The sequence below is a fragment of the Bradyrhizobium sp. HKCCYLRH2047 genome (genome assembly GCF_051168175.1).
GTDB lineage: Bacteria > Pseudomonadota > Alphaproteobacteria > Rhizobiales > Xanthobacteraceae > Bradyrhizobium.
This window is the reverse complement of the sequence record NZ_JBNPUM010000007.1, coordinates 181,933-208,256: the sequence shown is the minus strand read 5'-3', so window position 1 is coordinate 208,256 and position 26,324 is coordinate 181,933. Positions and strand designations below refer to the sequence as shown.

Here is a 26,324-nt window from a genome sequence, read left to right as displayed (position 1 = left end):
TGTTCCCGCCACCCCGGCGCCCCGGAAACGACGTGACGATGCCCGACAAAGCGGCTATGGGATGCCCGCCGCTGCCGCGATTTTTCCGAATTCTGTGCTAGTCCCGCGGCTGCACCCATGGACCGGAATACCGCATCTTGATCGCATCCCTGTCTCCGCGCCTGTTGGCCCTCTCTGCGCTGCTCGGACTGACCCTGACCGGCTCGCACGCCCTGGCGCAATCCAGCTCCGATTCCTATGCGCAGATGCCGCCGGGCCCGCCCGGGCCGCAGGCCGGCGTCAATCCGATCTGCCCACGTCTGGAAGCGCAGCTCGCCTCGATCGATCGCGGCGGTGGCGGCGATCCCGCGCGTGAGGACCAGATCCGGCGTTATCAGGACGCGGCCGCCAAGCAGCAAGGCGAGCTCGACCGCGTCAGCATGCAGGCCAAGCGCATGGGTTGCGACAGCCCCGGCTTCTTTTCGATCTTCAACGGCCGCGCGGCCGAATGCCAGCCGGTGAACAACCAGATCCAGCAGATGCGCTCCAACCTCGACCAGATCATGGGCAGCCTGGAGCGTCTGCGCAGCGGTGGGTTCGGCGGTGAGCGCGACAACCAGCGCCGCTCGGTGCTGGTTGCCCTCGGCCAGAACAATTGCGGCCCGCAGTACCAGCAATATGCCAATGCAAACGCCAATCGCAGCGGCGGCGGCAACTTCCTGACCAGCCTGTTCGGCGGCGGGGCCGACAGCAATCCCGCCGCATCGCTGCCGCCGCCGAGCGCCGATCTCGCGGCGCCGCAGGGCACCTTTCGGACCGTGTGCGTGCGCAGCTGCGACGGCGCCTATTTCCCGATCTCGTTTGCCACCGTTCCCGGCCGCTTCGCCGACGACGAGCGCGCCTGCAAGGCGCAATGCCCTGCCGCCGACGCGACGCTGTTCACCTATCGCAATCCCGGCGAAGACATGAACCAGGCGGTCTCGGTCAACGGTCAGCCCTATACCGCGCTGCCGAACGCCTTCAAGTTCCGCACCGAGTTCAACCCGAGCTGTTCCTGCAAGGCGCCGGGCCAGACCTGGGCGGAGGCACTGAAGTCGATCGACGACCGAGCCACCGCCGCCGAGCAGGGCGACATCATCGTCACCGAGGAGAGCGCCAAGCGCATGCAGCAGCGCCAGACCGGCAGGGCGCCGGCGAACGCCGCCAGGAAGGGTGCCGCGCCGGCCGAGGCCGCAGCGCCAGCGACCGCGGACATCACGACCAGCGCTGGCGGCGACAAGCAGATCCGCACGGTCGGACCGACTTTCATCCCGCAGCGCTGATCGAGTCAGTCGCCGGGCCATGGGCGTCATCCCTCGAACGCGTCTGATGACGCGCGGTCGGCAAGCGCCCGGTCGTCGCGCGCCTCCAGCGGACTCGTGATCAGAGCGGGCGAGATGACCTCGCCCGACGGTCCCAGCGCGTCAGCGAACCGCCAGCGGTTTCGCAATGCTGCGAGACGACGCAACTGTGCCGGGCCGATGCCTTCGAGCGGCGCAAACCCGCCAGCCACGTCGCCGATCTCGGCCGTGGCGCCGACGACAACGGCCAGCGCGCCGGACAGGCTCGCCAGTGCCATCAGCAGCGTCGCGCGGACGCGGGCCAGCAATTGATGACGGCCGCTTCCCGCAAGCGGCCCGGGCAGCGCGCGCTCGAAGCCTTCGACGGCGGCCGCGATCGGTACCCGCTCGGCGGCGAAGCCGAGTCGCGCCGCGACCGCCATGGCCTGATCCAGCGACGCCTGCGACGTGCCGGGTCCGGACAGCATCACGCCGCGGACTTTGCCGGACCCGAGCGCATCGACCGCCAGGGCTGCGGCCAGCGCCGACTCGATGGCTCCGGTCAGGCCGAGCACGATGCCGGTGAAGCCGTGCTTCTCGACGTGGTCGCGCAGGCCGAGCATGCGGGCCGCGTAGTCCGCCTCTTCGCCCTCGATCAGCGTGGTGACCGGTCCCCGGCACTGCCAGCCATCGTCTCCCCTGCTCCATGCCAAGGTCGCGACTTCAGCGACGAAGCCCGGGAGCTGTGCCGCCACCGAGAGATCGGCGTTCAGCGCGAAGGACGCGCCGTCGAACACCTCGCCGTCCTGACCGCCGACCTGGTTGAGCCAGACGAGCGGCAGATCGCTTTCGGTGACGCGGGCCACGGCGGCCGACAGGCGCCGGTCGCCGCCGCTGCGCACGTAGCATGAGCGGCTCGGCACGACGATGAGCTCGGCCCCGGTTTCCGCCAGCGTCTCGACGACGTTTTCGTAGTTCGAGGAGTCTTCGAGCGAGATGTCTTCGCCGATCGCGACCCCGATGCGGACGCCCCGCACGCTGAGCGGGCCGGCCGCCGGGCCGCGCGTGAACACGCGCTTCTGATCACCATCGGCCAGGTTGGCCTTGAAGCGCGTCGCGGCGATGCGGCCGGCGTCGAGCAGCACGCAGGCATTGTAGAGCTTGCCGTCCTCGGTCCAGGGCGTGCCGATCAGCACCGCCGGCCCGCCATCGGCGGTCTCGCGCGCGAGCGCCTCGATCGCGGCCCGGCACGCGGCCTGAAATGCCGGCTTCAGCACCGGGTCCCGGGATGGATGCCCCGCCAGGAACAGCTCCGGCAGCACCACGAGATCGGCGCCGTCGGCCGCCGCCCTCGCCCGCGCCTCGCGCGCCTTCGCGGCATTTCCCGCGATGTCGCCGGCCGTCGGGTTGAGCTGGGCCAGCGTGATCCTGAAGAAGTCAGCGGCCATCGCTCAACTCATTCACAGCAGCCCGAGCCGCTCGGCGATCGCGAACAGCCAGAAGCAGCCCGACATCAGCAGCGCGACGCCGACTGCGGCCGAGCCGAGATCCTTGACCCGGCCGATCTGCAGATCGTGCTCGGTGGTCAGGCGGTCGGCGAGCTTCTCGATCGCGGTGTTCAGCAGCTCGACGACCAGCACCAGCACCACCGCGCAGACCAGCTCGACGCTGCGCATCGGCGTCGCGCCGATCACATAGGCGAGCGGCAGCGCCAGCAGGAATGCGACGACCTCCTCGCGCACCGCCTGCTCGGAGCGCAGCGCGAAGGCCAGGCCGTTGCGCGAGTTGACCGTCGCGCGCCACAAACGCAGCATCAGAAGCCCGCGACCGCCGGCATCGGTGCGGACTTGCCGCCGCGCTGCTGCTTCAACAGCTCGGCGATCAGGAACGCCATGTCGATCGACTGCTCGGCGTTCAGCCGGGGATCGCACACCGTGTGATAGCGGTCGTTGAGATCCTCGTCGGTGATCGCGCGCGCACCGCCGATGCACTCGGTGACATCCTTGCCGGTCATCTCAAGATGGATGCCGCCGGCATGGGTGCCCTCCGCGGCATGCACCGCGAAGAACGCGCGCACCTCGGACACGATGCGGTCGAACGGCCGCGTCTTGTAGCCCGAGGTCGAGGTGATGGTGTTGCCGTGCATCGGATCGCACGACCACACCACCTTGCGCCCTTCCCGCTGGACCGCGCGGATCAGTCCCGGCAGATGATCGCCGACCTTGTCGGCGCCGAAGCGGTTGATCAGCGTCAGCCGTCCCGGCTCGTTGTCGGGGTTGAGGATGTCGATCAGCTTGAGCAGTTCGTCCGGCTTCAGCGATGGGCCGCATTTCAGGCCGATCGGGTTCTTGATGCCGCGGAAATATTCGACATGGCCGTGATCGAGCTGGCGGGTGCGGTCGCCGATCCAGATGAAATGGCCAGAGGTCGCGTACCAGTCGCCGGTGGTGGAATCGACACGGGTGAAGGCCTGCTCGTAGCCGAGCAGCAGCGCCTCGTGGCTGGTGTAGAAGTCGGTGGCGCGCAGCTCCGGATGGCTTTCGAGGTCGAGGCCGCAGGCGCGCATGAAGTTGAGCGCCTCCGAGATGCGGTCGGCGAGCTCCTTGTAGCGGCGCGACTGCGGTGAATCCTTGACGAAGCCGAGCATCCACTGATGCACGCTGCCGAGATTGGCGAAGCCGCCGGTGGCGAACGCTCGCAGCAGGTTCAAGGTCGCCGCCGACTGCCGGTAGGCATCGAGCTGGCGCTGCGGATTGGGGATGCGCGCCTCGGCGGTGAAGGCGGTGTCGTTGACGATGTCGCCGCGATAGCTCGGCAGCTCGACGCCATCGATCTTTTCGGTGGGCGAGGAGCGCGGCTTGGCGAACTGGCCGGCGATGCGGCCGACCTTCACCACCGGCACCGCGCCGGCATAGGTCATGACCACCGCCATCTGCAGCAGCACGCGGAAGAAGTCGCGGATGTTGTTGGCGCCGTGCTCGGCAAAGCTCTCGGCGCAGTCGCCGCCCTGAAGCAGGAACGCATCGCCGGCCGCCACCCGCGCCAGCGCCTTCTTCAGGTTGCGCGCCTCGCCGGCGAACACCAGCGGCGGAAAGGTCGCAAGCTGCGCCTCGACCTCGGCCAGCGCCTTCTGGTCGGGATAGTCGGGCACCTGCTGCACCGGCTTGGACCGCCAGCTCTCCGGGCTCCAGCGCTCCGTCATGGCTTTCTACTCCCTCTGGACGGCCGCACACTTGTTCCCCGCACGGCGGCGCGCGCCTTATACACAGCCTGTCCCCGTGCCGCCACTTGGAATTTAAAGCGCGGACACAAGGGCTTGCACCGCAACCGGAATTTGACTTTGCTGCGGAAGGGCAAGGGACGGGAGAACGAGGCGTGGGCGAGACGGAATCCGACGGCGTTTCGAGCGAGGATCTGACCGTTCCGGCCGTCGATGGCTTTGCGCTCGCCGGCAGCCTGTTCATGCCGCGCGGCAGGCCGGCGCATGCCGTGCTGATCAATTCCGGGGCGGCAATCCCACGCCGGATCTATCGTGGCTTCGCAGCCCATCTCGCCCAGCAGGGTTGCGCGGTCCTCACCTACGACTATCGCGGGATCGGCGGCAGCCGTCCCCGCTCCCTGAAGGGCTTTGCGGCCTCGATGGCCGACTGGGCCGCACTCGACATCACCGGCGCGGTCGGTTGGATGCGCGAGAGCTTCGGTGAGCTGCCGCTGCGCTATGTCGGTCACTCCTTCGGCGGCCAGACGCTCGGCCTGCTCGCCAACAACACCGAGGTGTCGCGCGCGCTCTTCATCGCCTCGCAGGCCGGCTATTGGAAGCTGATGGCCCCGGGTGAACGCTGGCGCGTGGCGGCGATGCTGAACGGCATCGGTGTTCCGCTGACGCATGCGCTCGGCTACACGCCGGGATGGAGCGGCGTCGGCGAGGACCTGCCGAAGGGGGTGTTCCTGCAATGGGTGCGCTGGATCATGAGCCCGCGCTATCTGTTCGATGACGCATCGCTGCCGGGCCTCGCGAACTACGCCAGCTTCAACGCCCCGCTGCGGGCGCTGTGCCTGGCCGACGATCCCTGGGCGACACGGCCCGCGGTCGAGAAGCTGTGCGCCGGTTATACGGGCACGACGCCAGAGCTGCTCAGCATCGCGCCACAGGACGTCGGCGCCTCCGCGATCGGCCATATGGGCTTCTTCCGCGCCGCGCATCGCGACACGCTGTGGCGCAGCGCGACGGAGTGGCTGCTCGAAAGCTGAGTCAGGGGTCGGCTCGCCGTTGCCCATGAGCAAACGTTCTCGCGGCGCCATGGTGCCCGAGCTGGACTGGTCTTGCTCACCCTCCAATAGTCGGAGGGCGCAGGGAATGCCGGACGATGGCCTCGCCCATGGCCCGCCTGCGGAAGAAAGTGCAGGCGGCAGGTACCACAGGTTCAGCCGGTCAACCGGCATTCCCTGCGCGACGGTCTTCACGCTTATACGCAGTCTGCCTGGTGCGCCGGGCTTGTTGGCCACCATTGCCACGCGAAGCGAGGCTCCGCGTAACGTGACACCAGCGTCGGGGTGTCAGCACGCTGCGACTTCACGTCCGCGCCGAGCCGTTCGTCCGCACGCCCGAAGACATGCTGCGGCTCCCTCGCGGCCATCGCTCCCCGCCCCGCGTGTCGTGACGATCGCGCGCAACGCCCCTTCCGAGTGAGGCGGGATGGCGACACTAAAGCATGATTTCTGATATTCGTAAAGAGAAATCTTTCGTCCATGACCGCGATCGGGAGTAGTCCGGACCCGCACCGCTTCGCGGCACGTCCCGGAATGCAGCAACGATAGCTTGGCTGCGCGCGAAGGGGACGACGCCTCTCCGTCATACGACCAGCAACAGACCCGACAGCAGCAGGATGCCCAGGATCATCTTCCTGAACAGCGCGTCGTTGATCCTGCGGAAGGCGAGGATGCCGAGCGCAGTGCCGGCGAACAGCGCCGGGATGCTCAAGGCGAGATCGATGATCACCTTGGACGACAGATCATGCCGGGCCAGCATCGCCGCCAGCGAGGCGAGCTGAATCGCGGCAATGAACGGCTGGACGACGCCGCGCTGCTCGGTCTTCGGCAGGCCGTGCATCTCGCACCAGATCGTCGGTAGCGCACCCGGCATCGCCGTGAGGCCGCCGATGAGACCGCCGCCGAAGCCGACGATGGCGGTGCGGCCTCGGTTCATCGGTTGAAGACTGCCCAGCGCCGGCTTGAACAGCATGTAGCCGGCGTAGATCGAGATCGTCGCGCCAAACACCTGCTGAAACACGCGCGCGTCCGCATTGTGCAGCAGCCAAAGCGCGAGGGGGACGCCCAGCAGGCCGCCCAGGATCAGGACGAAACTGTCCTTCCAGCGGATGCTGCTGCGAAGCGCCCAGAGGTTCGTCGCCTGCACGCCGACGCTGCACGCCATCATCAACGGCACGGCCTCCAAAGGCTGCAGACTGTGCAGCAGGATCGCGCCGGCCACGGCGGAAAAGGCGAACCCGGCCAGGCCGGAAACGAAGGCACCAAAGAAAACGGCGGCGCTGAGCAGCAGAAATGATCCTGATCCGGCCATGAAATAGCTCCGGCTGATGAAGTTGAAAATGAGCGGGGATCGTCAATCGTAGGGCTGGAGCGTTGCAGTCCCATCGGCCTGCGCTCCGCTTCGCGTGGCATCGCCCCGCAGCATCGTGGCTGCGACGACGTGCAGGAACAGGAAGACGGCGAGGACGCTAGCGGCCAACACCGCGCGGGGGATCATCGGCAGCTTGCGCCGCGGCCGAGCCTCGTTGGACTGCATGTCCGTCATCTCCATCACCTGATGCCGGGCTTGCTAGCAGTTCAGCGTCCCCTCAGCGTCCCCCGAGCAGAGTATGGCGTGCGGCGTGTTTCCGTGCAGGGCGAGGAGGAGTCGGCGTCGGTCAGTTCCTCGGCGCTCGTCATTCGCAACCGCTGCCATGGCCGCGGTCGATCGCAGAGCGCAGGCGGATCGGTCGTGCGCACACGACGCAACCCCCGCTCGCATCTGCCATCCCGACACGCCGCGCGCAGAACATGCATCGATCCGTCATCAGGCCGACACGCGGCAGGTGATATCGCGCGCCCCGCTATCCGGCATCATCGAGGGGAATCGACCAATGACACTTCGCCTATGGGCGGGCGCAATCGCGCTTGGATGCACCAGCCTGCTCGGCAGCGCGCTGCACGCCGCCGACGGAACGTTCAGCACGCTGACCTACAACGTGGCGGAAACGCCGACCGCCTACAATGGCGGCAGCGACGCGCATTCGCGCGTGATCAGCTGCTATCTGCGCCAGTTCGGCATCGTCAACGTGCAGGAAGATTTTCTCTGGCACGCCGCGCTCTACGACACCTGCGACAACCATCCCTATCGCACGCCGACCTCGGGCACGGCCGGCATCGGCGACGGCATGAATACGCTCAGCGCCTATTCGTTCGACGATCTCGATCGCGTGACCTGGACCAAGCGCGCCGATTCGGACGCGCTGACTCCGAAGGGCTTCTCGCTGATCCGCACACGGCTGGCCGAAGGCGTCTATCTCGACTTCTACAACCTGCACGCCCAGTCCGGCACGTCCTCCACCGATCTCGCCTACAGCGAGTCCGACGTGGCGCAGATTCTGAGCTACATCGAGGCGAACTCGGCCGGCAACGCCGTCATGGTGATGGGCGACACCAACACGCGCTATACCCGGGCCGGCCAGAACATGTGGGAATTCCTGCATCACGGTTTCAGCGACGCCTGGATCGAGACGGTGCGCGGCGGCAGCGTGCCGCCGATCGGCGATGCGCTGGTCTGCGGCGATACCCAGACGGCGCGGCCGGATTGCGAGATCGTCGACAAGGTGCTGTGGCGGAACAACGGCTTCCTGAACCTGCAGGCGTCCAACTATGCCGACCGCCAGGACGCGCTGGATTCAAACGGCGCGCAGCTCTCCGATCATCATCCGATCGAGGTCGACTGGAGCTTCGCCACGGCCGCGAGCCGCAGGCTCAGCGACCAGTTCGGCGGCCCGCACGGCACGAGCTACAACGACGTCTCCGCGCTGCCGGCCAATCCGGTGGTCAGCAAGCTGACCATCCGCACCGGAGCCCGGGTCGACCAGGTCGAGCTGACGCTGTCCAACGGCTATGTCTACAGCCATGGCGGCACCGGCGGCACGGCGCAGAGCCTGGCGCTCGGCAGCGGCGAATATCTCACCTCGGTCAATCTGTGCAGTGATCAGTATGAGGGCCACACGCGCATCTTCCGGGTCGCGTTCGGCACCAGCGCGGGCCGCACTTTGTCGGGCGGCACGACGACGTCGAGCTGCACCAGCTACACCGCACCGAGCGGCTGGCAGATCACCGGCTTCCACGGCCGGTCCGGCGACGAGATCGACAAGCTCGGCGTCGTCTACGCGCCGGTCCCCACCGCCACAGCGCCAGCGCGCCAGCCGGTCCGCATCGTCAATCGCACGTCGGCGCTGTGCATGGACGCCAGCGGCGGCGCGATGGCCGACGGCACCGCCGTGATCCAGTGGTACTGCACCGGCGCCGCCAACCAGACCTGGAGCTACGACGATGCCAGCGGCATGATCCGCAGCATGCAGGACCCGCACTACTGCCTCGACAACAACGGCAGCTATGGCGACGGCGCGCAACTCGTCATCTGGACCTGCACCGGCAACAACAACCAGCGTTTCCGCTACGACGCCGCGGCCGGCACGATCGCGGTGCGCAGCTATCCGGTCGAGGTCATGAGCCAGAACGGCACCTCCGTGGGCAACCAGCTGCTGACCACCTCGGCCTCGGCGGCGGGATCGCAGCAATGGACGTTGGCGCCTTGAGCCGACCATGAACGCAGATGATCCGGGCGGTCGCGCCGGCCGGATCATGCTGCGGTGGTCCCGGAAGTCCACCGAAGCCGTCCGCGCCCCACCCGTCGAACTTGCGGACCGATCGCTCCAACGAGAATTCATGCTTGACCTATTCATAACTTTGCGGTTATGGGTTTATCCATAACCAACGGGTTATGGATAAAATGGCGCGATCGCCCGACCTCCTGTTCAAATCACTTGCCGACCCGACCCGGCGGGCCATTTTCGAGGGCCTGTGCCGGCATGGCGAGCAGACCGTCGGCGCGCTGACGGCCAAGGCCGGCGTGTCGCAACCAGCCGTGTCGAAACATCTCGGCGTGCTCAAGCAAGCCGGCCTCGTGCGCGAGCGCCACGAAGGCCGCCAGACGCATTATCGCGCGCAGCCGAAGGCGCTCGCCCCCCTGCTCGACTGGACCAGCCGCATGGCCGTGTTCTGGGAGAGCCGGTTCGATGACCTGGAAAATCTTCTCAACAGGATGGATCAATGACGAAAGCCGCGCCGGAAACCCGCACCGTCGTCGTCGAACGCGAGTTCGCGCATCCACCGGAAAAGCTCTGGCGCGCGCTGACGCAGCCGCATCTGATCGCGGAGTGGCTGATGGCTAATGATTTCGTGCCGGCGGCCGGTCATCGCTTCAAGCTGAAGGCCGACTGGGGCGTGGTCGACTGCCAGGTCACGGCTGTCGAGCCGCACAGGACGCTGTCCTACAGCTGGGCGGCGCTCGGCCTCGACAGCGTCGTGACCTGGACGCTGACGCCGACAGCGGCGGGCACGCATCTGCGCATGGAGCAGACCGGCTTCGGACCGGATCAGACCCGCGCCTATCAGGGCGCAAGCTACGGCTGGCCGAAGTTCTTCGACGGCCTGGAGCAGACTCTGGCGCGGCTCGACTGAGCCGAACCGGACGAAAACTCATCATCAAGGAAAGAAACAGATGAATTGGAGCAACACGATCCGGCAGGTGCATCGCTGGGTGTCCATCGCCTTCACGCTCGGCGTCATCGTCAACATCGCGGCGATGACGCAGACGCAGCCGGCCTTCTGGATCGGCCTGCTCGCGCTTGTCCCGCTGATCGTGCTGCTCTGCACGGGGCTTTACATGTTCGCGCTGCCCTATCTCGCACGACCGCGCAACGCGCGGCAGGCCGGTTGACGAGACAGCAGCTTGGCCCGTCATTGCGAGCCGGGTGGTGTACAAGCGCGATCTGAGCGGCGATGCGCTGAGGGTGCGGGACTGCTCACTCCAGCCCGTTCGACGACACCCAGCCGACGACGCCGTTCCACACCGCCCGGCACGACGGAAACCGGCTGATGCCGTCGCCCGGCATCACGCAGCCGCCGACCATCGCGGTCTCGCCGGCCGGAATGCGGGTCAGGATGCTGGATTTCTGCCCGGGCTCGCTGCGCAGGTTGAGATAGCCCTGCGAGACGTTGCGCTTGACCACGCGCGGCATAAGGTGTGGGTTGGGCAGGATCGCCTGCGCACGCTCGGTCGGAGTCTCCGCCGGACGCGCCGCGGTCTGGGTCTTCTTCAGCTCCTCGATGCGGGCGCGCGCCATCGAGCCGTATGGCGTGCTGCCGAACTGGCGCACGAAATCCTCGAGCACGGCGATGCTGCTGGTGTTCTGCGTCACCGCCCAGGCGCGCTCGGCCGGATCGGATGACGACGGCGCCGGCTGCGCGGTCGAGGCCGGCGCGAACGCTTGGCCCGCGAAGTAGAAGTCGCCGTCGACCGGCGAGCTCGACACCCAGGGCTGCTGGCTTCCAGCGGTCGCCCGCTTCACCTCCAGGCCGACCTGGTTGAAGGTCTTGAAGATGTCGAGACCCGGCTGCTTGATCGTCTCGGCCAGGGCCTTCGTGAACGGGCTGTTGCCGTCGCGGCCGTCGAGCGCGACGTTGCCGGGCTGGGTCGCGAACGAGATCAGCGTGCCCTCCGGCGCGCGCATCTGCGCAAGCCCGCTGCCGGCGTCGCGCAGGCCGCGGCCGCCGAACGGATTGTTGCGGCAGGCATCGAGGATGACGAGGTTCAGCTTGGTGCCCGCGCTCTCCATCTGGCGCAGCACGACATTGACGTCGAGCATCTGGAAATCGACGTCGGCCTCGCGGGTCGGATTGGCGTCGACCGGGACCAGATAGTTGGCGCCGCGCACCTGCACGCCGTGACCGGCGTAGTACACCAGCGCGACGTCGGCGCCGCGCGCGTTGGCGCCGAACTCCTGCACGGCCCTGCGCATCGCGGTTTCGTCGAGATCGAGCTGGGCGCCGCCGCCGACCAGGGTGAAGCCGAGCCCGGCCAGCGTCTGCGCCATCAGCGCGGCATCATGTCTGGGATTGTCGAGCCGGCTGACGGCGCGATAGGCCGAATTGCCGATGACGAGCGCGATGCGGGTGTCGGCGAGCGCCGGGCTGCATAGGAACAGCACGCTGCATCCGGCCAGCACCAGCCTCATCCATTGCCGCATCCGTCCGCCCTCGCCAACCTCGATGGCACGAGCTTATACGTCCGTGGCGGGAGGAGAAAAGCACGGCTTCACGACGGCCGGTCTCGTGAGGCCATGCCGGCCGTTCGAGGCCGCAGCAACCAGCAGAATGCCTCGCGCAGGATCTCGGTGCCGTCAGCCGGGGTGGCAGGCGCCATGGGCGATCACGATCCGCTCGGGGTGCCACGCCAGCATGGTCTCGACCGCCGCCCGCAACTCGCGTCGGTGCCGCCAGGTAAATGTCAGCCGGAGATCGCGCGGCAGGCCGCCATGCGGCGGACCGACGCCCCCGATCCAGCTCAGGTAGCGCGCCAGGCCGGCGCCGATCTTGGCCGGCTCGAAATTCTCCATCAGATCGGTCAGGATCAGCTTGCGCGACGGCCGATGGAAGAACACGACCTCCGTCATATAGCTGCCGAGGACGGGCAAGGTCGCGATCTCATCATCCCAAGGATAGCCAGTGCTGCGATCCAGCGGCCTGCCCTCGAAGTCGATGCGGCCCTTCGCCTGCGCGCGAATGCCAGGTGCCAGATAGATCGCCGCGTCGGGAAAGGCCGCCTGCCAGTCGGGGATCCACCAATAGTGGATGCGATTCGGACCGATGATGTCGCGCACGCGGCCTTCCCGGTCGATCTCAGCCCGCAGCGCCGGCGTCAACGGCGTGGGCGAGTGGATGAACAGATCGCCGGAGGCGCAGCGCACCACGGTCATGCGGGTGGGAAACGGAAATTTCAGCCCGGGAATGCCGAAGCGGATCACGGGCCCGTCGACGATCCAGATGTTCTCGGCAACGGGCTTCAGGGTGTTGAGCGGCGGATAGGTCGCAAGGCAATCATCCTGGGACATGCTGGTCGCTCTCCAACCGCCCGTTCACTGAACGGCTCCAAGATGGCAAGCCCGATCGGCCATGGTGTGGACCGTCGTCAGACCGTGAGCACTGGCCACCGCAGTCGCTACGGAGGCCGGCTGCGCACGAGCGCCAAGAAGCAGACGGCGTCCTACTCCGCCGCCTGCCGCACGTGGCGCTCGGTCACCGTGCGCATCGTCACCAGCTCCTCGGCAGCCGAGGGATGCAGCGCGATGGTGGCGTCGAAATCGGCCTTGGTCGCCTTCATCTTGATGGCGATGGCGACGGCCTGGGTGATCTCCGCAGCCATGTCGCCGACGATGTGGCAGCCGAGCACGCGGTCGCTGGTGCCGTCGACGACGAGCTTCATCAGCACGCGGGTGTCTCGGCCGGACATCGTCGCCTTGATCGGGCGGAAATTCGTCTTGTAGATGTCGACGCGGTCGTACAGCTCGCGCGCCTGGGTTTCCGTCAGGCCGACGGTGCCGACCTCGGGCTGGCAGAACACGGCGGTCGGAATGTCCGCGTGATCGACGCGCACGGTCTTGCCGCCGAACACGGTGTCGGCAAAGGCGTGGCCCTCGCGGATCGCGACCGGCGTCAGGTTGAAGCGATGGGTGACGTCGCCGATCGCGTAGATGCTCGGCACCGAGCTCTGCGAGAACGCGTCGACCGCGATGCCGCCGTTGCGGGGATTGATGGCGACGCCGGCCTTCTCCAGGCCGAGATTGGCCACCGCGGGATGGCGGCCGATCGCGAACATCACCTTGTCGGAGGCGATGCTGGAGCCGTTCGACAGATGGGTGGTGTAGTCCTGGCCGTGCTTGTCGACGCTGGTGACGGTGCATCCGGTAAGGATGGTGATGCCTTCCTTCTCCATCTCCGAGCGGACATGCTTGCGGACGTCCTCGTCGAAGCCGCGCAGGATGTTGTCGCCGCGATAGACCACGGTCACGTCGGAGCCGAAATTGGCGAAGATGCAGGCGAACTCGAGCGCGATGTAGCCGCCGCCCTGGATCACGATCCGGCGCGGCAGCTCGTCGAGATGAAACGCCTCGTTGGACGAGATGACGTGCTCGATGCCGGGAATCGGCGTGCCGTGGTTGGGCGCGCCGCCGGTCGCGATGAGAATGTACTTGGCGCGGATGGTCTCGCCGGTCGTCAGCCGCACGGTGTGGGCGTCCTCGAGCACCGCGCGGGTCTTGACGATCCTGGCGCCGGACTTCTCGACGTTGCTGGTGTAGGCCGCCTCGAGCCGCGCGATCTCCTTGTCCTTGTTCCTGATCAGCGTCGGCCAGTCGAAGGTCGCGGTCGGGATCGTCCAGCCGAAGCCCGCGGCGTCGGCGATCTCCTGGCGGACATGCGAGCCGATCACGAACAGCTTCTTGGGCACGCAGCCGCGGATCACGCAGGTGCCGCCCATGCGGTATTCCTCGGCGACAACAACGCGAGCGCCATAGCCGCTCGCGATGCGGGCGGCGCGCACGCCGCCCGAGCCGCCACCGATCACGAACAGGTCGACGTCGAATTCAGCCATCTCTCCCCCGACCTGGCCTTTCGGCCGCAAGCCTCAGATCGGCTTGTTGCGCTTGCGCATCTCGGCGCGGAACTGTGCGGTGACGGTGTCGGAGAACTCCGCCGCCCACAGGTTCATCGCCTGCATGCTCATCTGGATCGCCTTCGGCTCCGCCGCAAGCAGCTTCTGGCCGATGGCTGACTTGTAGAAAGCGACGAGGTTGGCGATCTCCTGGTCGGAGAACTCGTTGCAGTAGATCTGCGCCATCTTCTCGCCGATCTCCTTCTCCTTGCCGGCATAGGTCTGCGCGACCACCACGGCGACCTCGTCGAGGTCCTTCTGGTAGTTGAGATTGGACTGCAGCAGCGCCTGCTTGGTCTGCTGCACGATGCCGGGGACGGCATTGGCGTACATCGCAGCCGCGTTCTTCATCCCCAGAATCTCGCGCGCGCCGGCCATGCAGGCGGGCGAAGCCGGCTTCAGCGCCGGCGCCTGGCCCTGCGCCGCAACCGGGCCTGCCGAGGCCAGGGCCAGCACGAGTCCGGCGGCCGGCAAGATTCTGAACACGCTCTTCATTCCAAGTCTCCTGTGAGTTGCCGCCCTGAGCGCAGCCTCGTGCCGCGCTCAGGGCCGCTGGATAACGCGAATTCCCTGTGCGCCTGCCAGGATCGCCGTGCTGCCGAGGCCGATGAACAGCCCATGCTCGACCACGCCCGGAATTGCGCTCAAAAGGTCCGCCAGACGCGGGGGATCCACGATCTCCCCAAGGCGGACGTCGATAATCCAGTGGCCGCCATCGGTGACGAAAACGTGGCCGTCTGCGGACTTGCGCAGGCTCATCGGCCCGGACACGCCGGCCGTGGCGAAGGCGTCACGCATCTCGCGCTGGGTCGCGGCGAGGCCGAACGGAACCACCTCGACCGGCAGCGGGTAGCGGCCGAGTTGCGCCACCCACTTGCTGTCGTCGGCGATCACGATCATGCGATCCGAGGCGCTGGCGACGATCTTCTCGCGCAGCAGCGCGCCGCCGCCGCCCTTGATCATATCGAGCGCCGGATCGATCTCGTCGGCGCCGTCGATGGTGATGTCCAGCCGGTCGATCTCGTCGAGCGTGGTCAGCGGCACGCCGCACGCCTGCGCCTGCGCGCGCGTCGCCTCCGAGGTCGGCACGCCCACGATCTTGAGGCCGGCGCGCACCTTTTCCCCGAGCAGATCGACGAAATGCTTCGCGGTCGAACCGGTGCCGAGACCGAGCTTCATGCCGCTCTCGACCTCCTCCAGCGCACGCGCCGCCGCCTGCCGCTTCAATGCATCCATGTCGACCAAGGAACCCGCCCTTCGCACCCAGGGCCCCCACAAGCCGGGGCCGAAAGCCGGCGCATATCTAGCGATGTTTTGACGCGGGGCCTAGCTCTCGCCGGCCACGAAATCGGACAAAAAGCCATTGCGAGGCCCTTGCACGGACGCGAGCCGGCCGCTAGCGGATACCGATGGCCATCTCCAGCACTATCGTCTTCGATCTCGACGGCACTCTGGTCGACACGGCGCCGGACCTCATCAACGCACTGAACCACATCTTGCAGCGCGAAGGGCTGCGGCCGGTGCCATTGGCCTCGGCCCGCAAGATGATCGGGCACGGCGCGCGCAAGCTGCTCGAGCGCGGGCTGGAGGCGGAAGGCCGCTTCGCCAGTCCCTCCGACATGGAGCGGCTCACGGTCGACTTCATCGATTTCTACGCCGAGAACATCGCCATCGAATCGCGCCCCTTCGAGGGGCTGGAGGCGGCGCTCGACGAGCTCGCCGGCCGCGGCTGCCAGTTCGCGGTGTGCACCAACAAGCTGGAATGGCTGTCCAGGCGGCTGCTCGACCAGCTCGGCCTGTCCTCCCGCTTCGCCGCGATCTGCGGCGCCGACACGTTCGGCGTTGCCAAGCCGGATCCGACGATCCTGCGCCAGACCATCGCGCAGGCCGGCGGCGAGGTCAGGGCTGCGATCATGGTCGGCGATGCCGGCACCGACGTCGGCGCCGCCCGCCGCGCCGGCGTGCCGGTGATCGGCTGCACCTTCGGCTATACCGACGTACCGATCGCGGAGCTCAATCCGGACCACCTGATTGACCACATGCGCGAGCTGCCGGCAGCCGTCACGGCCCTCAGCTCATCGCTCCGGATCACCTGAGCGGACTTGCGATTCGACTGCCGCATCGCGCCCTAACTCCCTGCCCGATCGACCTGAATCGGCACCTTCGGGTGCGTTAACGTTCTGTTGAGAATAGGGTTGACCGCAGTTGCGCCGCTGTTCTGACGCTCCTATGGTCGCCTTGGGATTGCGGCCGATGGCCGCAGGGTTGTGGGGCGGACATCATGATGCGGCGTGTCATCGCAATTGCGGTTGCGGGAGCCGGCTTGGCCGGTTGCTCGTCCTTCTCCATGGACAGCTTCAAGATGGCCGCGCCCGAGGTACCCGTGCAGCTCGACTCCGTGCCGCCGGGCGCCGACGCCAAGACCTCGCTCGGACCGGGCTGCAAGACGCCCTGCACCGTCTCGGTGCCGGCGCCCGATGCGGGCTTCAGCGTCACCTTCACGATGGACAAGTACCAGCCCGCGACCATCCCGGTGCAGGTGATCCGCAACTCTGGCGATTTCAACACCTCGCCGCCGGTGGTGATGGATCCGAGCCCGGTCGTCGCCGAGCTGCAGCCGATGCCGGGTGCGCCGCCCAAGGCCGTCAAGCACATGCGGCCGAAGAAGCCGAAGCCGCCGAAATCCGCCGCTGCGCCGGAAGCACCGGCGACCACCGGGTCCGCCTTCCCCGCCCCCGCGCCGGGACGGCAATAACGGGCCATCGTCCCGCGCGTCCCCTTGCCAAGGCGAAGCTGCATTGCAGCATCGACGTTTCAACGTCGATGATTGTGAGGCGCGGCGATCATGATTAGATTATCGTGAGACCGACATCCGGCCGCGCTTGCGCGGCCGCCGCGTGGCATCGCCGCCACCTGGGCCGCCACCAGCCAAGGCTTGCATCAAGGCTTTCCATCAAGGCTTTCCATGACCGCAGAGACGTTGAGTGACACCGCCCTGACGCGCCCGATGACCGACCCGTTCGGCCGCCGCATCAGCTATCTGCGCGTCTCGGTGACCGACCGCTGCGACCTGCGCTGCTTCTACTGCATGTCCGAGGACATGACCTTCCTGCCGAAGGCCGACCTGCTGACGCTCGAAGAGCTCGACCGGCTGTGCTCGGCGTTCATTCACAAGGGCGTCAAGAAGCTCAGGCTCACCGGCGGCGAGCCGCTGGTCCGGCGCAACGTGATGGGCCTGGTCCGCTCGCTGTCGCGGCACCTGAAGAGCGGCGCGCTCAGCGAGCTGACGATGACGACCAATGCGACGCAGCTCGCCAAATACGCCGCCGAGCTCGCCGATTGCGGCGTCCGCCGCATCAACGTCTCGCTCGACACGCTGGACCCGGACAAATTCCGCGCCATTACCCGCTGGGGCGACCTCGACCGCGTGCTGGCCGGCATCGAGGCGGCGCGCGCTGCGGGTCTCGCCGTGAAGATCAACGCGGTCGCGCTGAAGAACATGAACGAGGACGAGATCCCCGCGCTGATCGACTGGGCGCATGGCAAGGGCATGGCGCTGACCTTGATCGAGGTGATGCCGATGGGCGAGATCGGCGAAGGCCGCATCGACCAGTATCTGCCGCTGTCGCTGCTGCGCGGCCGTCTCGCCCAGACCTACACCATGACCGATCTCGACGAGACCACCGGCGGCCCCGCCCGCTACGTCCGCGTCGCGGAGACCGGCGGCACGATCGGCTTTATCACGCCGATGACGCATAATTTCTGCGAGAGCTGCAACCGCGTCCGCGTCACCTGCACCGGCACATTGCACACCTGCCTCGGCCACGAGGACGCCTCCGACCTGCGCAAGCCGCTGCGCGCCTCGGCCAGCGACGAGCAGCTCAGCGACGCGATCGACCGCGCCATCGGCCTGAAGCCGAAGGGCCACGACTTCATCATCGACCGCCGCCACAACCGCCCGAGCGTCAGCCGGCACATGAGCGTGACGGGCGGCTGACCGGAGTCCTCGACCACCGCGGCCTGCGACCGATCGCGGCCGGAGCCAGCCAGTGGGCCGGCCCCCCTGACGTGGAGAGGAACAAACGACCGGCTTGCGGCACGTCCCGACGCGGCGTAGCTTTCAACCTGAGATCGTGCGTTCCAGAGCACGTTGTCGGTGAGACCTAGCGGGAGGCGGCGATGGCAGACCCAGTCGCTTGGCACCTGTCCGGTGACTATTTCGAGAATTGCAGCTGCAGCCTGCTGTGTCCGTGCCTGATGTCGGCCGCGCCTCCCCTGACCGCGCAGCCGACCGAGGGGTTCTGCAACGTGCCGCTGCTGTTCCACATCGACACCGGCCGCTATGGCGATGTCGCGCTTGACGGCCTCAACGCGGCGGTGATGCTCCATGCGCCCGGCGTGATGGCGGAGGGAGACTGGTCGATCGCCGCATACGTCGATCAGCGCGCCGACGATCCGCAGACCGAGGCGATGGCCGCGATCTTCACCGGCGCCGCCGGCGGCCCGATGGCTGCGTTCACGCCGCTGATCAGCACCAATCTCGGCGTGCGCAAAGCCGCCATCACCTTCCGGATCGACGGCAAGACGCGATCCGCCGAGATCGCCGACATCCTGCACATGTCCGTCGAACCGCTGCCGACCATGCATCCGAGCGGCGAGATGTGGGTGAACATCGGCCATCCCGTCAGCCCGGACAGGATGGCGCTGGCCGTCGGCGCGGCGGGCAACACCTACAATGATCACGGCATGCGCTGGGACAATTCCGGCAAGAACGGCCTGTACGCGTCGATCAGCTGGTCCAACCAGGCCTAATTCGACGTGACGCAAGGCCGGCAACCCGCCTTGCAGATGACTGGCAGCGCCCTCGAAGCCGTGCTGCGGCGCGATCGCTGGATCGTCGGCGGCGCGATCGCAATCATGGTCGCCCTGTCATGGGCCTATGTTGTCTGGCTCGCCAACGACATGGACATGGGCGGCATGGACATGACCGGCTTCCGCATGATCCCGGCCGGCATCGGCATCATGTTGCCGGCCAGCGAGTCGTGGCGCGCAATCGAGTTTGCCTATGTGTTCCTGATGTGGGTGGTGATGATGGTCGGGATGATGGCGCCGTCGGCCGCGCCGATGATCCTGATGTACGCCCGTGTCGGTCGACAGGGCCGCGCGCAGGGCCAGCCGTTCGCTGCGACCGGCTGGTTTGCGGCCGGCTATCTGCTCGCCTGGAGCGGCTTTTCGCTGCTGGCGACCGTGCTGCAATGGGGTGTGGAGCGGACGGCCCTGCTGGATTCGCGGATGGCGATCGACAGCCACGTGCTCGGCGCCACCGTGCTGATCGCCGCGGGCGTCTATCAGTGGACACCGCTGAAGGGCGCCTGCCTCGTCCAATGCCAGTCGCCGCTCCTGTTCCTGATGCGCCACGGCGGCTTTCGCGGCGACCTGCGCGGGTGCCTGCTATTGGGCCTCCGGCACGGCGGCTATTGCGTCGGCTGCTGCTGGGCTCTGATGGCGCTGCTGTTCGTCGGTGGCGTCATGAACGTAACGTGGATCGCCCTCCTGACCCTGCTCGTGCTGTTTGAGAAAGTCGCTCCGTTCGGACGATGGGTCGCGCGCGCGGCCGGGATCGCCTTCAGTGCCGCGGGCGTCTGGATGCTGGTGTCGCCACCGCAATGATGCGCGACGGCGCCATGCAGGCCGTCGCAACAGTGGCGTCGCCCTTGGTGCTGGATGCAGGCAATGTGGTAAGCAGCGGCCCAGCGCGACGACTCTGCCGCCTGACATAGCGTAATCCAACTGACGCGAGACGCCCGTGATTCCCTGGAAGCTGATAGACACCGCGGACGTCCCCGGCGGCGGCGAGCCGCTGCGGCTGATGCAGCGCGGCAAGGAGTTCTCGATCAAGCTCGGCGCGAACGAGCTGATGAACAGCCGGCTGCACGGATCCGAAGAGGCGCTGGCGACCCTGAGCTGCGCCCGCATCAAGGCCGAGCCCGCTCCGCGGCTTTTGATCGGCGGCCTCGGCATGGGCTTCACCTTGCGGGCCGCGCTGAAGGTGCTGGGTCCGCAGGCCCGCGTCACCGTCGCCGAGCTGGTGCCCGCGGTGATCGCCTGGGCCCGCGGCCCGATGGCCGACTTGTCCGGCGCGAGCCTCGCCGATCCGCGCGTCGACATCCACGAGGGCGACGTCGTGAAGCTGATCACCGCGGGGCGCAGCGCCTATGATGCGATCCTGCTCGATGTCGACAACGGCCCCCAGGGCCTGACGCGGCAATCCAACGACGCGCTGTATGATTCCTCGGGCTTGCGCACCGCCTTCACCGCCCTGCGCCGCGGCGGCGTGCTGGCGGTGTGGTCGTCACACCCGGACGAGCGCTTTACGCCGCGGCTGCGCAAAGCAGGCTTTGCCGCCGAGGAGATCAACATCCGCGCCACCGGCCGCGGCGGCGGCGCCCGCCACGTGATCTGGATCGCGACGCGGCCGGCGTGACGGCGGCAGCGTTGTTGCGGGGAGCCACTCAGGCGGAGAGCTCGTTCCTTCGCATCTCCCGCCGTTCGCATCGGAGTGGTGAGGCGCCAGCCATCGTCCTATGATGCATCACGGCTGCGAAGCCGGCGGATGCCCGCATCAACGCGCGAACGCCGCGAGGATGCGCCGTTCTCTGGCGTGTCGACGGACGCTCTGCAACGAGAGCGCGTGCCTGAATGGGAGATTGCCATGGACGACCGCGCCACGCGCGCTGCCCTGCAGCACCATTGGGATGCATCGGACGCCAACGATTTCGACGCCGAGCACGCCATCTATCGCGACGATGCCGTGCTCGATTATCCGCAATCGGGCGAGCGTATCCGCAGCCGGCGCAACATTCAGGAAAGCCGCTTCGTCCAGCCCAACCACAAGCGCTTCACAGTGCAGCGGATCATCGGCGGCGGCGATCTCTGGGTCACTGAACTGGTCCTGACCTATGACGGCGTGCCCTCCTACGTGGTGAGCATCATGGAATTCCGCGACGGCAAAGTGGTGCATGAGACGCAATATTTCAGCGATCCCTTCGACCGAGCGCCCTCACGCGCGCATCTCGTCGAGCACATCAACCCCGCCTGAAGGGTGATGAACGGCGACGGCAACCGCATTTCGGTGACGTCGGCATTTCGGTAGCAGCGCAGTGCATTTTCGTCCTCGGGTCGCCGCGTCGCTGCAGCGGCGCCCTGCATCCTCCGGCCACGCCGCCGAAAGCCCCACACCATCTCAGGTTGCTTTCTCGATCGTCCGTATTACGCTCCCGGCTCTCGACCGGGGGAATGTCGAGCGGGGTCCTTTGCATGGCGAGTCCCAAGATCATCATCCTGTCCGACGGGACCGGCAACGCCGCGTCGAGCGTGTGGCGGACCAACGTCTGGCGCATGTTCCAGGCGCTCGACCTGCAGAGCAATGCCCAGGCGGCCAAGTACGACGACGGCGTCGGCACATCGTCGTTCATCCCTCTCGCCCTGCTCGGCGGCGCGTTCGGATTCGGTCTCAAGCGCAACATCCTCGACGCCTACAAGTTCGTCTGTCGCAACTACGACCACGAGCATGGCTCGAAGATCTATCTGTTCGGCTTCAGCCGCGGCGCCTTCACCGTGCGGGTGCTGGCCGCGCTGATGCTCGACCAGGGCCTGATCGTTGCCGGCACCGAGGCCGAGCTGCACGATGGCGCCGTGAAGGCCTATCGCGCCTATCGCGCCAAGGGCTACCATTCGATCTGGCGGATCGAGGTGCCGTTCCGCTGGCTTCGCGATCATGTGCTGGTGCCGGTGATCGACCGCATCATGGGCCGCAAATCTCTCGACCTCCTCGAGCGAAAACGCCTCCCGGCGATCGAGTTCATCGGGCTGTGGGACACCGTCGCCGCCTACGGACTGCCGATCGACGAGATGACGCGGGGCATCTCCAACTGGGTGTGGCCGCTCGAGCTTCCCAACCGCGTGCTCAACCCGCGGGTGACCTGCGCGCGCCACGCGCTCGCGCTCGACGACGAGAGGACGACCTTCCATCCGGTGCTCTGGACCGAGGCGGGCGAGACCAAGCCGAAGGATGCCAGGACGATCGATGACGAACGGCTGGTTCAGGTCTGGTTCGTCGGCATGCACGGCAATGTCGGCGGCGGCTATCCGGACGATTCCGTCTCCTACGTCCCGCTGACCTGGCTGGTCGGCGAGGCCATCAAGCGCGGCCTGATCTTCAAGACCGCGCCCGAGGCCGATCCGGATGCGATCAGGTCGATCGTCACGTCCCAGGACAAGGACGGACGCCTGTACAACTCGCGCTCCGGGCTCGGCTCCTACTATCGCTACGGCCCGCGCAAGGTGTCGGATCTCTGCAACGACCCGGCCGCGGGCGTGCAGGTGCCGATGCCGAAGATCCACGAAAGCGTCTTCGACCGCATCGACAGCGGCTGCAACGCCTACGCGCCCATCGGGCTGCCCGACAACTACCTGATCGTCCGCTACGACGGCACGCTGACGCCGCTCGGGCCGACCACGTTCGAGACGCCGGCCGGCGCGGCCGCCCGGTTCGCAGCCCAGGAGAAGCTGTGGAATCTGGTGTGGTTCAGGCGCCTCGCCTATTTCGCAACGCTGGCGGCCTCCCTCCACCTCGCGGCCTTCTGGCTGTTCCACGACCTCGATCGCACGCACGAATACGACTCTCCCATCAGGATGGTCTCCGAAGCGGTCCGGCTGGTCGAATCGTTCCTGCCGAATTCCCTGCACTGGTGGACGGACTGGTACGCCGCCAATCCCGAATGGTTCGCCCTCGGGATCATCATCCTGGTCGTGCTGACCGCGCTCGGGACAGGCCTCAGCGACCGCATCGGCGACCGGATGCGCGTGATCTGGCGCGAACGCGCATCGCCCCCGATGCCGTCCGGCCTGGTGCATCGGACCATCTACGCGCTCCGGACCAATCGCGCCTATCAGTTCGTCATCAGGAACGGCAAGCGGCATGTCGGCCCGTTCTTCCTCGCTGTCGGCACCGTCTGGCTTGCGGCCACGCTGATCAGTCACTTCCTGTTCAACGCCGCGGACTCGATGGGCGCCTTCTGCCATGGTACCCCTGCCCGCGAGCTCGTCGCGGTCGACAAGGGCATTCCGCAGGATGCCCGGGATTTCTCGACCGACGCGGTCTGCGCGCCCACCGGCTTGAGCGTCCGTCCCGGCTTCTCCTACGAGATCGTCGTCACCATGACCGATCCGTGGGAGGACGCCGGGCGGCCGGTCACGCCGGCCGGCTATCGCACCTCGACGGTCCAGGGTTACGCCCGCTTCAAGTTCTACGCAGGCATCCTGCTGCGCCGCGTTCTGTTCCGGCCCTGGTATCGGCTGATCGCCAGGGTCGGCGAGACCGGCGTCGACGAATATTTCCTCGACCCCGTTCCCGCCCCCAACACGACACCTCAAGCCTACAAGGCGAGGTTCAAGGCCGACCGCGGCGGCGAGCTGTTCCTCTATGTCAACGACGCGGTGATCGGGCTGCCCTGGATGTACGGTGCATTCTATCCGAACAACGCCGGCAAGGCGAAGGTGAGCGTCAGGCTGCTCTGAATCACGATCGCCATCGGCGCGGACCGGCTCGTCGAAATCGCGATGTCCATCACGCACTTCGCCGATGCAGGGATGCCGATGCAGGGATAACGTCATCATCGGCGGCTAGCGCGTCCCCGCCCGCATGCGCCCGCGTCGCTGCGCCCTGACGAAATCTCGCGTCCATCGTTGCCGACACTGCATCGCATCAACACAGGCTGCGTCTGGCGTGCCGGAACCCCGACCAGTCGACCGAGTTGCAAACGCGGAGAGCGTCGAACGATGAGGACAAGATCTCCTCATCGCCCCCTCGCTCCCCTTTTGGCTGTTCTTGGAAAAGAGAGGCGACGATGAAAGCACCCCTTCTTCTTGCCGGCGCAGTGATCATCGGATCGGTCGCTCCGGCGCTTGCTGACGAATACTACATCGTGCAGGGACCGAGCCATCGCTGCACCATCACCACCACACGCCCCGCCGACCGCGAGGTCGTCACGCAGATCGGACCGATGGCGTTCACCAGCCGCGTGGAAGCCGAGGACCGCATCCGCCAGACCAAGGTCTGCGAGGACGAGGGCACGGTCGGCAGCTCCACCAGCACCACCACGGTCATCAAAGAGAAGTAGTCGGCGGCGTCATTCCTGTTGGCGTTTGCCGACAAGGTCGCGCCCATGTCCGTGGGCGCGACCTTTCTGTTTTCCACAGATCACTTCTCCATCGGAGCGACACCGCCGCTATAGGCGGTCTCGACGGCCATAAAAACCGGGGGCATCAGCTCCTTCCCGACACCGAACCGCTTCCACCCTGGTTGCGTTCCGCCGCAGCGTTGAGTACCCCAGCGCGGGATCGGATCAGGACATCATGGCCTCGCAATCGCTCAAGCTCGCCATCGGCAGCCTCATGGTCGGAACGATCGTGCTCGGCCTGAAATATCTTGCCTATTGGATCACCGGCTCGGTCGCGCTCTACTCCGATGCCGTCGAGAGCATCGTCAACGTCGTCACCGCCGTGGTCGCGCTCGGCGCGGTGCGCATCGCCGCCAAGCCCGCGGATGCCAACCATCCGTTCGGCCACCACAAGGTCGAGTACTTCAGCGCGGTGATCGAGGGCGTCATGATCGTCGTGGCGGCGCTGCTCATCATCCATGAGGCCTACGGGAATTTCTTCAATGCGCGCGCGTTTTCGGCGCCTGCGGAAGGCCTCGCGGTGAACGCGCTGGCGAGCGCGATCAATGCGGTCTGGTGCTGGCTGTTGATCACGCGCGGCAAGCGGCTGCGATCGCCGGCGCTGGTGGCGGACGGCCGGCACCTGCTGACGGACGTCGTGTCCTCGGGCGGCGTCGTGGTCGGCCTCGGCCTCGCGGTGATGTTGCAGCTGCCGATCCTCGATCCGGCGCTGGCGGTGCTGGTCGCGGTGAACATCCTGTGGTCGGGATGGCAGGTGCTGAAGGAATCCACCAGCGGGCTGATGGATGAGGCGGTCTCCGACACCACGCTTGCGCGCATCCGCCAGATCATCAGCGCGCATGCCGACGGGGCGCTGGAGGCGCACGACGTCCGGACCCGCCATGCCGGCAAGCTGACCTTCATCGAGTTCCACCTCGTGGTGCCCGGAGAGATGTCAGTCAACCAGGCGCACGAGATCTGCGACCGGATCGAGGCGGCCTTGCGCGAGGACGACGAGCACAGCTGGATCACCATCCACGTCGAACCCGAAAACAAAGCCAAGCATTCCGGCGTGGTGGTGCTGTAAGACCGCCTCGCGCAGGACGCGCTCGGTCGGCCGCATTCGCGCGCCCTCCGCCCTCGGACGCCGCCCGTTCAGCTCCCGGCACCGGCCGCCGATCGCCCGGCTCCGGCAACCGGAGACGGCTGTGGCGCGGCGTCGCCACTCCCGCAACATGTTGCGGCAACGCCCCTTTTTGCCCATTTTTCCGATTGACGGCAACACGAGGCGCTGAAATGGTGCCCTCGTTTTTTGAGCCTGCCGGGCCGGATAGGCCGTTGCGCCATGTGCTGCGCAGCCAGAACGGGCCATGGGACGTCGCAAGACATTTGGGGGAGGATTGCGTTGCAAGCGTTGCTGAAATTGAGCCGTGGGATCGATGCGTTCACGACCTGGACCGGCAAGCGGCTGGCGTGGCTGATCCTGCTGGCCGTCATCATTTCCACGATCAACGCCATCGTCCGCAAGACGCTCGACACCTCGTCGAACTCCTGGCTCGAGCTACAGTGGGTGCTGTTCTCAGCGGTCTTCCTGCTGTGCTCGCCGTGGACGCTGCTCGACAACGAGCACATCCGCATCGACATCGTCAACGCCATGATGCCCAAATGGCTGCGTGACACCATCGACGTCGTCGGCCACGTGCTCTTCCTGATTCCGCTCTGCGTCGTGATGATCATCACCAGCGTGCCGTTCTTCCTGCGCTCGTTCGAAATCAACGAACAGTCGAGCAATGCCGGCGGCCTGCCGCAATGGCCGGCGAAATCGCTCATCATGATCGGCTTCGTGTTCCTGCTGGCGCAGGCCATCTCCGAGCTGATCAAGCGCATCGCCGTGATGCGCGGGCTCATCCCTGATCCCCACGCTGCGAAATCCCACGGGATCGAGGCCGAGGTCGAGCACCTCGTCGAAGCGATCGAAAAGAAGTAAGCGGCGGG

Annotated in this window: 27 protein-coding genes; 17 read left to right on the top strand and 10 right to left on the bottom strand. The window is 66.9% G+C overall.

What is annotated here, in order from left to right:
- The first annotated feature begins 137 nt into the window (after nucleotides 1–137).
- Nucleotides 138–1,301, top strand: coding sequence for a DUF2865 domain-containing protein (locus tag ACQR1D_RS18435; protein ID WP_315803087.1), 1,164 nt, complete (start codon nucleotides 138–140; stop codon nucleotides 1,299–1,301).
- A 26-nt stretch (nucleotides 1,302–1,327) separates the two neighbouring features.
- On the opposite strand, the gene ACQR1D_RS18430 is transcribed toward ACQR1D_RS18435, so the two are convergent.
- The 3 genes from ACQR1D_RS18430 to ACQR1D_RS18420 are packed head-to-tail and all read right to left on the bottom strand — an operon-like array spanning nucleotide 1,328 to nucleotide 4,500.
- Nucleotides 1,328–2,746, bottom strand: coding sequence for a nitrilase-related carbon-nitrogen hydrolase (locus tag ACQR1D_RS18430; RefSeq protein WP_434893942.1), 1,419 nt, complete (start codon nucleotides 2,744–2,746; stop codon nucleotides 1,328–1,330).
- Nucleotides 2,747–2,758: 12 nt separating this feature from the next.
- A complete protein-coding gene (locus ACQR1D_RS18425) occupies nucleotides 2,759–3,112 on the bottom strand; it encodes a diacylglycerol kinase (RefSeq protein WP_315776898.1) in 354 nt (117 codons plus the stop codon).
- On the bottom strand, nucleotides 3,112–4,500 hold the full coding sequence (locus ACQR1D_RS18420; protein WP_316180675.1) for a class II 3-deoxy-7-phosphoheptulonate synthase: 1,389 nt from the start codon (nucleotides 4,498–4,500) through the stop codon (nucleotides 3,112–3,114). The genes ACQR1D_RS18425 and ACQR1D_RS18420 overlap by 1 nt, the downstream gene beginning before the upstream one ends.
- A 173-nt stretch (nucleotides 4,501–4,673) precedes the next feature.
- Between ACQR1D_RS18420 and ACQR1D_RS18415 the strand changes: the two genes are divergently transcribed.
- The gene (locus ACQR1D_RS18415; protein WP_434893941.1) at nucleotides 4,674–5,549 is read left to right on the top strand and encodes an alpha/beta hydrolase family protein; all 876 of its coding nucleotides are present in this window, start codon (nucleotides 4,674–4,676) and stop codon (nucleotides 5,547–5,549) included.
- A gap of 601 nt (nucleotides 5,550–6,150) precedes the next feature.
- Here the strand turns inward: ACQR1D_RS18415 and ACQR1D_RS18410 are convergent.
- Entirely contained in the window at nucleotides 6,151–6,879 is a 729-nt protein-coding gene (locus tag ACQR1D_RS18410) for a sulfite exporter TauE/SafE family protein (protein WP_434893940.1), read from the bottom strand.
- A 42-nt stretch (nucleotides 6,880–6,921) separates the two neighbouring features.
- The gene (locus ACQR1D_RS18405) at nucleotides 6,922–7,113 is read right to left on the bottom strand and encodes a hypothetical protein (protein ID WP_316180668.1); all 192 of its coding nucleotides are present in this window, start codon (nucleotides 7,111–7,113) and stop codon (nucleotides 6,922–6,924) included.
- A 328-nt stretch (nucleotides 7,114–7,441) separates the two neighbouring features.
- Here ACQR1D_RS18405 and ACQR1D_RS18400 point away from each other — a divergent pair, with 328 nt between their 5' ends.
- The 4 genes from ACQR1D_RS18400 (at nucleotide 7,442) to ACQR1D_RS18385 (ending at nucleotide 10,338) form a co-directional block, all read left to right on the top strand.
- Nucleotides 7,442–9,154, top strand: coding sequence for a jacalin-like lectin (locus ACQR1D_RS18400; protein ID WP_434893939.1), 1,713 nt, complete (start codon nucleotides 7,442–7,444; stop codon nucleotides 9,152–9,154).
- A 194-nt stretch (nucleotides 9,155–9,348) separates the two neighbouring features.
- Nucleotides 9,349–9,672: an ArsR/SmtB family transcription factor gene (locus tag ACQR1D_RS18395; protein WP_434838975.1), complete on the top strand. Its 324-nt coding sequence runs from the start codon at nucleotides 9,349–9,351 to the stop codon at nucleotides 9,670–9,672.
- On the top strand, nucleotides 9,669–10,079 hold the full coding sequence (locus ACQR1D_RS18390) for an SRPBCC family protein (RefSeq protein ID WP_434838974.1): 411 nt from the start codon (nucleotides 9,669–9,671) through the stop codon (nucleotides 10,077–10,079). Before ACQR1D_RS18395 ends, ACQR1D_RS18390 begins: the two co-directional genes overlap by 4 nt.
- A 40-nt stretch (nucleotides 10,080–10,119) precedes the next feature.
- The gene (locus ACQR1D_RS18385; protein WP_316180663.1) at nucleotides 10,120–10,338 is read left to right on the top strand and encodes a hypothetical protein; all 219 of its coding nucleotides are present in this window, start codon (nucleotides 10,120–10,122) and stop codon (nucleotides 10,336–10,338) included.
- 85 nt (nucleotides 10,339–10,423) lie between these two features.
- Here ACQR1D_RS18385 and ACQR1D_RS18380 read toward each other — a convergent pair whose 3' ends face one another.
- The 5 genes from ACQR1D_RS18380 to rpiA all read right to left on the bottom strand — a co-directional run bounded on the left by ACQR1D_RS18380 (nucleotide 10,424) and on the right by rpiA (nucleotide 15,345).
- Complete coding sequence (locus ACQR1D_RS18380; RefSeq protein WP_434838973.1) at nucleotides 10,424–11,647, bottom strand: caspase family protein; 1,224 nt, start codon at nucleotides 11,645–11,647, stop codon at nucleotides 10,424–10,426.
- Nucleotides 11,648–11,800: 153 nt separating this feature from the next.
- On the bottom strand, nucleotides 11,801–12,511 hold the full coding sequence (locus tag ACQR1D_RS18375) for a DUF4336 domain-containing protein (protein ID WP_434838972.1): 711 nt from the start codon (nucleotides 12,509–12,511) through the stop codon (nucleotides 11,801–11,803).
- 152 nt (nucleotides 12,512–12,663) lie between these two features.
- The gene (gene gorA / locus ACQR1D_RS18370) at nucleotides 12,664–14,049 is read right to left on the bottom strand and encodes a glutathione-disulfide reductase (RefSeq protein ID WP_434838971.1); all 1,386 of its coding nucleotides are present in this window, start codon (nucleotides 14,047–14,049) and stop codon (nucleotides 12,664–12,666) included.
- 33 nt (nucleotides 14,050–14,082) lie between these two features.
- Entirely contained in the window at nucleotides 14,083–14,604 is a 522-nt protein-coding gene (locus tag ACQR1D_RS18365) for a DUF2059 domain-containing protein (protein WP_315803073.1), read from the bottom strand.
- Between the two features lie 48 nt (nucleotides 14,605–14,652).
- Complete coding sequence (gene rpiA / locus ACQR1D_RS18360; RefSeq protein ID WP_434839087.1) at nucleotides 14,653–15,345, bottom strand: ribose-5-phosphate isomerase RpiA; 693 nt, start codon at nucleotides 15,343–15,345, stop codon at nucleotides 14,653–14,655.
- A gap of 173 nt (nucleotides 15,346–15,518) precedes the next feature.
- On the opposite strand from rpiA, the gene ACQR1D_RS18355 reads away from it, so the two are divergent.
- The 11 genes from ACQR1D_RS18355 (at nucleotide 15,519) to ACQR1D_RS18305 (ending at nucleotide 26,316) form a co-directional block, all read left to right on the top strand.
- Nucleotides 15,519–16,205, top strand: coding sequence for an HAD-IA family hydrolase (locus tag ACQR1D_RS18355; RefSeq protein ID WP_434838970.1), 687 nt, complete (start codon nucleotides 15,519–15,521; stop codon nucleotides 16,203–16,205).
- A 266-nt stretch (nucleotides 16,206–16,471) separates the two neighbouring features.
- Nucleotides 16,472–16,864 carry a hypothetical protein gene (locus tag ACQR1D_RS18350; protein WP_315803169.1) on the top strand — a complete coding sequence of 131 codons (393 nt, stop codon included), beginning with the start codon at nucleotides 16,472–16,474 and terminating at the stop codon, nucleotides 16,862–16,864.
- 210 nt (nucleotides 16,865–17,074) lie between these two features.
- Nucleotides 17,075–18,106, top strand: a complete 1,032-nt coding sequence (moaA, locus tag ACQR1D_RS18345; protein ID WP_434846613.1) for a GTP 3',8-cyclase MoaA — start codon at nucleotides 17,075–17,077, stop codon at nucleotides 18,104–18,106.
- Between the two features lie 182 nt (nucleotides 18,107–18,288).
- Nucleotides 18,289–18,921, top strand: a complete 633-nt coding sequence (locus tag ACQR1D_RS18340; protein WP_316180653.1) for a DUF1326 domain-containing protein — start codon at nucleotides 18,289–18,291, stop codon at nucleotides 18,919–18,921.
- 36 nt (nucleotides 18,922–18,957) lie between these two features.
- A complete protein-coding gene (locus ACQR1D_RS18335; protein ID WP_315803069.1) occupies nucleotides 18,958–19,779 on the top strand; it encodes a DUF2182 domain-containing protein in 822 nt (273 codons plus the stop codon).
- Nucleotides 19,780–19,915: 136 nt separating this feature from the next.
- Nucleotides 19,916–20,593, top strand: a complete 678-nt coding sequence (locus tag ACQR1D_RS18330; RefSeq protein ID WP_434893938.1) for a spermidine synthase — start codon at nucleotides 19,916–19,918, stop codon at nucleotides 20,591–20,593.
- Nucleotides 20,594–20,821: 228 nt separating this feature from the next.
- Nucleotides 20,822–21,208 (top strand): nuclear transport factor 2 family protein, encoded by a 387-nt coding sequence (locus tag ACQR1D_RS18325; protein ID WP_315803067.1) that lies wholly within the window; start codon nucleotides 20,822–20,824, stop codon nucleotides 21,206–21,208.
- A gap of 218 nt (nucleotides 21,209–21,426) precedes the next feature.
- Entirely contained in the window at nucleotides 21,427–23,688 is a 2,262-nt protein-coding gene (locus ACQR1D_RS18320) for a DUF2235 domain-containing protein (protein ID WP_434893937.1), read from the top strand.
- Nucleotides 23,689–24,017: 329 nt separating this feature from the next.
- On the top strand, nucleotides 24,018–24,290 hold the full coding sequence (locus ACQR1D_RS18315; protein WP_316180645.1) for a hypothetical protein: 273 nt from the start codon (nucleotides 24,018–24,020) through the stop codon (nucleotides 24,288–24,290).
- 235 nt (nucleotides 24,291–24,525) lie between these two features.
- On the top strand, nucleotides 24,526–25,416 hold the full coding sequence (locus tag ACQR1D_RS18310) for a cation diffusion facilitator family transporter (RefSeq protein ID WP_434893936.1): 891 nt from the start codon (nucleotides 24,526–24,528) through the stop codon (nucleotides 25,414–25,416).
- Nucleotides 25,417–25,734: 318 nt separating this feature from the next.
- Nucleotides 25,735–26,316: a TRAP transporter small permease subunit gene (locus ACQR1D_RS18305; protein ID WP_315803063.1), complete on the top strand. Its 582-nt coding sequence runs from the start codon at nucleotides 25,735–25,737 to the stop codon at nucleotides 26,314–26,316.
- Nucleotides 26,317–26,324 lie beyond the last annotated feature (8 nt).